The sequence below is a fragment of the Pseudolactococcus plantarum genome (assembly GCF_002441715.1).
Lineage (GTDB): Bacteria > Bacillota > Bacilli > Lactobacillales > Streptococcaceae > Pseudolactococcus > Pseudolactococcus plantarum.
On record NZ_JXJX01000011.1, the window covers coordinates 78145 to 86145 of the forward strand.

7 protein-coding genes are annotated in these 8001 nt (G+C 37.6%); 4 read left to right on the forward strand and 3 right to left on the reverse strand.

Annotation, left to right across the window (positions count from 1 at the left end):
• The first annotated feature begins 12 nt into the window (after nucleotides 1–12).
• The 4 genes from RU87_RS08080 to pgmB all read left to right on the forward strand — a co-directional run bounded on the left by RU87_RS08080 (nucleotide 13) and on the right by pgmB (nucleotide 4844).
• Nucleotides 13–879, forward strand: coding sequence for an SDR family oxidoreductase (locus RU87_RS08080; protein WP_068163817.1), 867 nt, complete (start codon nucleotides 13–15; stop codon nucleotides 877–879).
• Between the two features lie 276 nt (nucleotides 880–1155).
• Complete coding sequence (locus RU87_RS08085) at nucleotides 1156–2523, forward strand: glycoside-pentoside-hexuronide (GPH):cation symporter (RefSeq protein WP_068163814.1); 1368 nt, start codon at nucleotides 1156–1158, stop codon at nucleotides 2521–2523.
• Nucleotides 2524–2535: 12 nt separating this feature from the next.
• A complete protein-coding gene (locus RU87_RS08090; protein WP_068163812.1) occupies nucleotides 2536–4206 on the forward strand; it encodes a glycoside hydrolase family 3 protein in 1671 nt (556 codons plus the stop codon).
• On the forward strand, nucleotides 4197–4844 hold the full coding sequence (pgmB, locus tag RU87_RS08095) for a beta-phosphoglucomutase (protein WP_068163809.1): 648 nt from the start codon (nucleotides 4197–4199) through the stop codon (nucleotides 4842–4844). Before RU87_RS08090 ends, pgmB begins: the two co-directional genes overlap by 10 nt.
• 13 nt (nucleotides 4845–4857) lie before the next feature.
• On the opposite strand, the gene RU87_RS08100 is transcribed toward pgmB, so the two are convergent.
• From RU87_RS08100 to RU87_RS08110, 3 genes are all read right to left on the reverse strand, one after another.
• Entirely contained in the window at nucleotides 4858–5724 is an 867-nt protein-coding gene (locus RU87_RS08100; RefSeq protein WP_068163806.1) for an Rgg/GadR/MutR family transcriptional regulator, read from the reverse strand.
• Nucleotides 5725–6151: 427 nt separating this feature from the next.
• Entirely contained in the window at nucleotides 6152–7303 is a 1152-nt protein-coding gene (locus RU87_RS08105) for a GTPase (RefSeq protein WP_068163804.1), read from the reverse strand.
• A gap of 176 nt (nucleotides 7304–7479) precedes the next feature.
• Nucleotides 7480–7803, reverse strand: coding sequence for a bacteriocin immunity family protein (locus RU87_RS08110; protein ID WP_244173071.1), 324 nt, complete (start codon nucleotides 7801–7803; stop codon nucleotides 7480–7482).
• Nucleotides 7804–8001: the final 198 nt, after the last annotated feature.

Sequence of the window (8001 nt, forward strand, 5' to 3'; positions counted from 1 at the left end):
AGGAGATTAACAATGACTTATTTACTTACTGGCGTGACAGGTGGACTTGGTAATGGTATCTTAACTGAATTATCTAAAACAATCCCGCATCAAGATATCTCAGTTCTCGTGCGTTCAAAAACAAAGGGTGAGCCTTTTGCAGCAGCGGGTTATGATGTACGTATCGGTGACTATGCTGATGAACAAAGTTTAGTTAAGGCATTTTCAGGTATTGAGACACTCATGTTTGTATCTGGTGCACCAGGACAGGCAGTGAGCCGTGACGTGCAGCATAAACAAGTCATTGAAGCCGCAAAACAAGCTGGCATCAAACAACTTGTTTATACGAGTTTAGCCAATGCTGAGCAGTCACACTCTGTGCTTGCCCCTGATCATATCTTGACTGAATCCCTAATCAAATCGTCTGGTATAGCCTATAAAATCTTGCGCAATAACTGGTACTTAGAAAATGAAACAGGTATCTTTAAAGATGCGCTTGAAGGAAAAGGGTTTGTCTATGCAGGTGGTCATGGGAAAGTCGGTTGGGCTGTTAAAAAAGACTATGCTAAAGCCGCTGCTCATGCCTTAGTGCAACCCTTTACGGCAAATACTATCTACGAACTCTCAGGTCCATTGTTAACTTATGCTGAGTTACATCAAGCCTTTGAAACAGCAAGTGGCAAAAGCATTGATGCGATTGCTATGACCATAGAAGACTACAAAGCAGCCTTAACTCGTGCTGGTTTACCAGAAGAAGTCGTAGGTATTATCACTGCCATTCAAGCTGATATAGCGGCTGGAGAACTCGATGTAGCTAGTGATGATTTGACTCAGTTGCTAGGCCATACGCCAATACCGATTACACAAGGTATAGCAGATATCATCTCAGACATTAAGTAATATAGCATCATCAATTAAAAATAGGTATGCTAGCTAATGAAACAAGCATATAAAACAATAACGACTAAAAAGAACACCCATTATGATGTGAGTGTTCTTTTTTATTGCATCATAGCAACTAACGATGCATTCTGATCAAAGTGACGATACCATCAAGAGACATGTCATTACAAGTCATACCAAAGCTATCATTATTCTCATATGTGAGAATAATGATAGCTTGGCGCAAAAGCATTTTCTTTCCGTGTATACTGGTATCAAAAGGAGGATTATAAAATGCAAAACTTTAACAAAATTGTTCGGTCTTACACATTAGGAGGCATCGGACAAAACTTGGTCTACGCTCTAATGACAAGTGCCTATCTCTTTTATTTCACTGAAGCTGTCGGCTTCTCTGCTGCAACCGTTGGTACCATTCTACTAGTTGTCCGCGTTATCAGCTTAGTTATCGATCCATGTGTTGCTGTACTAGTCGAGAAGACAAACACAAGATGGGGCAAGTATAAACCTTATGTGATCGTCATGCCTGCAATCATCAGCTTACTACTTATCGCTCTATTTTTTCAACCTGGTTTTAGTAAACCAGTCTACCTCATCTATGTCTATGTCATCACCCTCTTATTTTGGCTAGCTTATGCTTTCTTTGATATCGCATACTGGTCTCTAGTGCCATCTATCACTAAAGATGAAAGAAAGCGCGTAAAGTTACTAACAGTTTGTAAATCCGGTATTTTATTTGCTGCATTTGGTCTAGGAATTACCCAAATGCCTCTAGTTCATCTATTAGGTAAAGGGAATTATCGTAATGGTTTTCTACTATTATCTATCATTTTAGCCTGTATTTTTACGATAGCAGGTTGGCTACTCTCTAGATCTCTATCAATCATTGATGACGAAAATAAGACAAACAAACACTCTCGAAAAAAACTGACACTCAAAGATATTCTGACTGCACTAAGATATAATGACCAACTCTTCATTTTAATCATAGCCAAACTCGCTATTTATATACCACTATCGATAAAGGGTGCCTTAGCCATTTATTTTTACAAATATCAACTTGGTAACGATTCTCTTGGCTCTTTTGCCTCTATGATTGCGCTACCTTTAACCCTTATCTTGATCTCCTCTTGCCCTAAATTATTGAAAAAGTATAGTGACAAGTACATTATGAGTATCTGCGTACTGATACAGGTCACCCTTTACTTAATTTATTTCATCCAAACAGATATCTCCATGTTTTATATTGTCATTGATGGGATGTCTAGTGCCATGTTAGGGGTTTATTCTTTATTCTTTACAAATATGATTGCTACTTGTGTCGAATATGGTGAGTGGAAAACTGAAATTAGAACAGAAAGCATTATTTTTTCTACAAATACAATCAGCTCCAAACTAGCAACCGGCCTATCGGGTGCTATTGCGGGGTGGGTATTAACAGGTATCGGCTACAACCCTGGCATGACGCAAACACCACAAATGCTTATGACGCTAAAAAGTCTGCTATCAATAGTTCCTGTAACTGGTTTACTCATTGGTGTTTTGGCATTACGATATTATAAACTAAATTCTGACTTATACCAAAAAATTATTTTAGATTTAGCGAACCATAAATCTGCCAAATCGAGCAACAAAACAACCTAGAACGGAGTCATTATGAATTCATTAACGATACTAACAACACCACCTTTTAATTTGTCAAAAGAAAAAGCCGATAGCTTAATCAAAACCATAGAAGATATGACAGTAGCTGAAAAAGTTGGGCAACTCTTTTTCCTACTACACTCTGAGATGCTCACTAAACAAGATAGTTTTCAGCAACTAAAAACCTATAAACCAGGTGGGCTCATGTTTCGTCCAACCACTCAATCTGTGATTGATGAAGTGATTGATTTTGCAGCAACTAACTTACCAATTCAGCCATTTTTTTCTGCCAATATAGAAAGTGGCATCAACGCTTTGCTTGCACATGAAACGGGATATGGTAGTGCCATGTTACTGTCTGCGACCAATCATGATCATTTAGTAAAAAAAGCGGTCACAGATATGGCGCAAACAGCCAGTCATGTAGGTGTAAACATGACATTTTCTCCTGTTACTGATTTACAATTAAACCCTGATAATCCAATTACAGGGACCAGAAGTTTTGGTGATCAAGTCGCACATGTCATTCAACACTCTCAAAGCTTTATCAATAGCTTTCTCGAGCAACAGATATTACCTGTTATCAAACACTTTCCAGGAGATGGGGTTGATAACCGTGACCAACATCTACTGCCTTCCATCAATTCATTATCTTTTGAAAACTGGTTAGAGACCTATGGTAAAGTTTATCAAACACTAATCGATAATGGTGCACCTTGTATCATGGCTGGACACATTCTACTACCAGAGTATGAGCGCAAGGTCTGCCCAGACATAGCTGATAACGATCTCAAACCAGCAACCTTATCTCCACTATTACTTAAAAAATTACTGCGCACAGAACTTGGTTTTAACGGATTAATCATTACAGATGCTTCCAACATGGGAGGATTTAATAGCTTTTATCCTAGAAAAAAGGCAATTGTAGCATCAATCAAGGCTGGATGCGATATGTTGTTATTTACTGCTGATTTAGCAGAGGACTATCAAGCTATCCATCAAGCAGTTATCGATGAAGTCATCACGCCTGAGCGTTTAACTGAAGCAATAACCAGAATCCTAGGTACAAAAGCACTTTTAAAATCACTTGATAAAAAAGGACTGCCTTCTCTATCAGAAACTCCTGAAGACTTAAAACAAGCAGTTGCTGATGAAGGCATTACTTTAGTAAAAAATGAAATTTCATTTGATAAATTAGATATCAAAAAACACCAACATATCCTTTTACTGGATAGACATAACGGGAACTCTGTAGGTGACCAAGTCATGCCTATACTCGAAGCAGAAGGGTTTAAAGTCACTAAGCCTGAGGTATCAGATACAGCTTTTGCCTTGGATGCCATCATCGGAAACAGACAAAAGTTTAAAGAGACGTATGATCTCATTTTATATACGATGAATTTTCAAGGCAAAAGCAATCAAGTGACCAACCGCTTAGACTTTGGTATGCCCATGGCCCAATTTGTACCTTTGTTTACAAAGGAAATCCCTACAATCATGATTTCTTTTGGCAATCCTTATCATTTAGTAGATGCACCACGGGTTCCAGTCTATATCAACACCTATAGCGACCAGCCACAGGTTGTCACAGCTACAATCGATAAATTATTAGGTAAAAGTCCTTTTAGAGGCAAGAGTCCTGTGGATGCTTTTTGTGGGAGGTTTGATACAAGATGTTACTAAAAGGAATTTTATTTGACTTAGATGGTGTCATTACAGATACAGCTACCTATCATCTAAAAGCCTGGCAACATTTAGCTAACCTCTGTAATCTGACACTTGATGCTGCCTTAGAGTCTCAACTAAAAGGTGTCTCAAGAATAGATGCGTTTAAGCTCATCTTAGCGCATAACCACTCTCTCGATCGTTTTTCACAAGCGCAGATCAAACAATTATGTGATGATAAAAACGACTACTATAAGTCTTTAATACGTAACATGACCCAAGATAATATTCTACCTGGTATATCAGAGTTTCTTATCTCCTGCCAAAAAAACAAGATAAAAATGGCGATTACTTCAGCGAGTTTCAATGCACCACAGCTATTAGACAGTATAGGGCTAACACATTATTTTGACCATATTGTTGACCCTGCAACGCTTGTTCGAGGTAAACCAGATCCAGATATATTCTTAAAAGGCGCTCATGCACTAGGACTTTTACCAAGTGACTGCATTGGTATAGAAGATGCCGTAGCAGGCATTCGGGCAATCAATGCAGCAGGCAGTTACTCTGTAGGTATTGGAGATAAGCATGCTTTATGTGAAGCTAAGTTAGTATTACCTACTACTGCAGCGCTATCTCTCACTTTATTTACATAACAAAAAAGAGCTACTATCCATTAGTAGCCCTTTTTCCATTTTCTCTTACTAAGAAGTTGTAAGCATTCACGATGTAATTTGCCATCGCATCTGTTTCTATATCTTCTATAACCCCTATGGCTTCTTGCATCTGTTTTAAACCTATCTGATGATTACCAAACCGATATTCCCAATACCCAAGCGTTAAGTTTTTGAAATTTTGATTAGCCATCGTATGCGGGACTTGATACTTTGCTATCTTTTCAAGTAAATAACTACTCCATTCTTCCTCACCTTTTTGAACCAATAAATTAATCGACCTGTAAATCAAATCTAGTAGTTTTGTTCGATAGTGAGGGATGTTAAAGAGTTTGCGCTGCTTATTGAGACATAGATCATTAAAAAACACAATTTCATCTATTTCCAGATAAAATACACTATGAAAAAGCACACACAGTTCATAGTATCCCCAAATTTTTACAGCATAAAGGAAGTCTCTAACCTCATCTAGTTTGTTGGCTAACTCCTCAACGCTACAATCAGTCTGACGACGTGCCAGTTGACTCAGTAATGAAAAAATTTTATAGTTACTTTCTTCCAGCTCTTTAGAGAGTTCTAACAGTGATTGATCATCTGCTCTAATTGATAAATCAAAAATATCATCGGAGATACTTTCGATAATACTTAGCGAAAAATTATTGAGGTGATGTTCAAACTCTTCTAAAGTAATATCTATAGCTTGAAGCGCAAAGGTCAGGCGATCAAATCCAAGCATCGTCTCACCTCTTTCAAACTTTGATAAAGCTGTTTTTGAGATACCAATCTCTTCAAAATAAACTAAGGGGACTTGCTTTTGCTTTCTTAACTTATGAAAGGTTTCTCCGTACTTTTTATAAGGCATGTTTCTTATCCTCCTTATCACTCAGGTATATTAACACGGCAATAATTCTCTGATCACAAAACGTCCCTAACGCTTTGTCTTTTATATCAGTTACCAGCATGTCTCCCCAGAAAGCTAAGTTCCCCAAAGTCTTGAGCTTACTACTTATATCCTATTATAGCAAAAAGTAAGCGTTTTCTAAAATCGTTTTATTTTTCTAATTTAGACTATATACCCTAGCAAGTTCAAAATAACAGGTTGCATTTACACCTCATTACCATCTATACGCTGTATACGATTAATAAAAAAAACGCATGATGCGTTTTTAATAACTGTGTCGCGCCATGATCTAACTCAAGTTTACTCAAATTGAGGAGTTATACACCTTAGTTCATACCATCATCTCAAAACGATATGACTTACCTGTGCTTATTTTCTAAAGTTCCCCTTACTTCATTTTCAATTGTTTTGGAAAATTAGGTAAAAACTTAGGCATTAGAGAAACAAGCAGATCTGTCAATTCATTGGGTGTGATGGCTGATAAATCTACTTTTTTGGTGACAACCAAAGTCATTAACTCGATATACGTCCGACCAAGGGCACCAGTAATCACCATTCCGACACTACCTGAAATTAAACCGCCGCCAATCGTGCCAATGCCTGGGACCAATTTAGCAATACCTCCTGCTAAACTTTTACCTGCAATCATAGCACCATAGACGCCTAACATACTTAAAATAATCGTTTCTATCTGTTTCTTACGGACATCTACACCAAAGATATTCGTAATTTTCGCGATCATTGCCGTTTGTGCACCCATCATGAGTGGTGCATCCATACCAGGAAGAGGGGCAAAGCCAATACCAAAATTCTTTGCCATGCTAGATGTGACTACTTTTTGTGCTTCGCGTTTCTTTAACTCGATACAAGCAGACTGCGAATGGACAAAAGCTGTGTTGATCCCATCTGGTAAAACATCAAAGGTTGTTTCTATCAACTCCTCGACACCAAAAGCATCTGTCGTATCAGAAGGTTTAGCTAATGTCCTGACCACGGCTGAAGCTCTAGGCACCACATCAAGCAATTCTCGTTTTAAGCGCTTTGATTCTGTTTGGTCAAAACTTTTCGTCAATACAAGAATCACAGGGATCCCTTGATTGATAAGCCAATTAATCAAGTCAATTTCAACTTTTTCAATCCTCGCACTGTTGCCTGAAATCGCATACCAAGCCACATGAATATCATCATCTACGCCCTTGGTTTTTTGTTTTTTCTGGATTAATTTTTTGATATCATTTTTCGAGATCACTTTCAAAATTGATTTGACGTCAAATTTTGTTGCCTTTAATTCCAAGCCAACTGTATCGTAGATCTGTATCGGGAAGCCTTTTTTGGCAATCAGCTTGATTTTATTCGTCATGGGTTTACCTACGCCCGTATCAGCTAACTCCTCACCAAAGACAGCGTTAATCAAGGTTGACTTGCCCACGCCACTTTTCCCGCTGACAAGAATATTCATCTTAGTCAAGTTCTTATTTTCTGAGTCTATTTTTGCTAATGTTTCTGAAAATAATGCCTGGTACTCTTTTTTGTTGTCCATAACTCTCCTTCATCGCATAAGCATGATTATACAAAACTTAGTTTCGTATGGCTTATCTTCATTATACACCATGCAAAACTTATTATGTTGTCATAAAATTCTCAGGTTTACATCATTATGCTAACTAAAAAAATAATGCTACCTGCGCATTATTTTTCTTTCGCTTATAAATTCGCTTATAAAATAGAGCCAAATGTGATGGGCGTAGCAGCCAAGCCTTTTCCTAATTCCCTATCAAATCTGCCTTTAGTAGATGCTTTCATGTAAAATTTACCAACAGGTTCTGATAATTTGGACTGAATCGCATAAGGTCTTAAATCAAATTCCAAATTCGCCATAACTTTTGGAAAATAGCTATTTTTTTCAAGTTCGTTCTTTGCTTTTAATAGTGCTTCTCTTTCATACTCATGAATAGTAGGATCTAAGACCAAATCATAGAGGTCTTCCATTACATCACTATATTCTTTTTCTCTCTTGCTCATGTCATCACACTTTCTCATTTAATTTTGTGATATCATTGTACCACAAATAAAGTGGCTGTGGGTGATTGAGGTGACTGTTTATTTCGGCATGGACTGATCGTATATTAGGGGATAACTTTAAGAGATTTTGTCATCCATCATGCAACCTTTTCAGTCAAAAAAAAAACGCCACTGACATACACGTCAGTTGTCAAGCCCCAAATAAAACAGACAGTT

Bases quoted from the DNA above. Each gene is read 5' to 3' on its own strand.
- RU87_RS08080 (WP_068163817.1), top strand. From the start codon at position 13: ATGACTTATTTACTTACTGGCGTGACAGGTGGACTTGGTAATGGTATC.
- RU87_RS08085 (WP_068163814.1), top strand. From the start codon at position 1,156: ATGCAAAACTTTAACAAAATTGTTCGGTCTTACACATTAGGAGGCATC.
- RU87_RS08090 (WP_068163812.1), top strand. From the start codon at position 2,536: ATGAATTCATTAACGATACTAACAACACCACCTTTTAATTTGTCAAAA.
- pgmB (WP_068163809.1), top strand. From the start codon at position 4,197: ATGTTACTAAAAGGAATTTTATTTGACTTAGATGGTGTCATTACAGAT.
- RU87_RS08100 (WP_068163806.1), bottom strand. From the start codon at position 5,724: ATGCCTTATAAAAAGTACGGAGAAACCTTTCATAAGTTAAGAAAGCAA.
- RU87_RS08105 (WP_068163804.1), bottom strand. From the start codon at position 7,303: ATGGACAACAAAAAAGAGTACCAGGCATTATTTTCAGAAACATTAGCA.
- RU87_RS08110 (WP_244173071.1), bottom strand. From the start codon at position 7,803: ATGAGAAAGTGTGATGACATGAGCAAGAGAGAAAAAGAATATAGTGAT.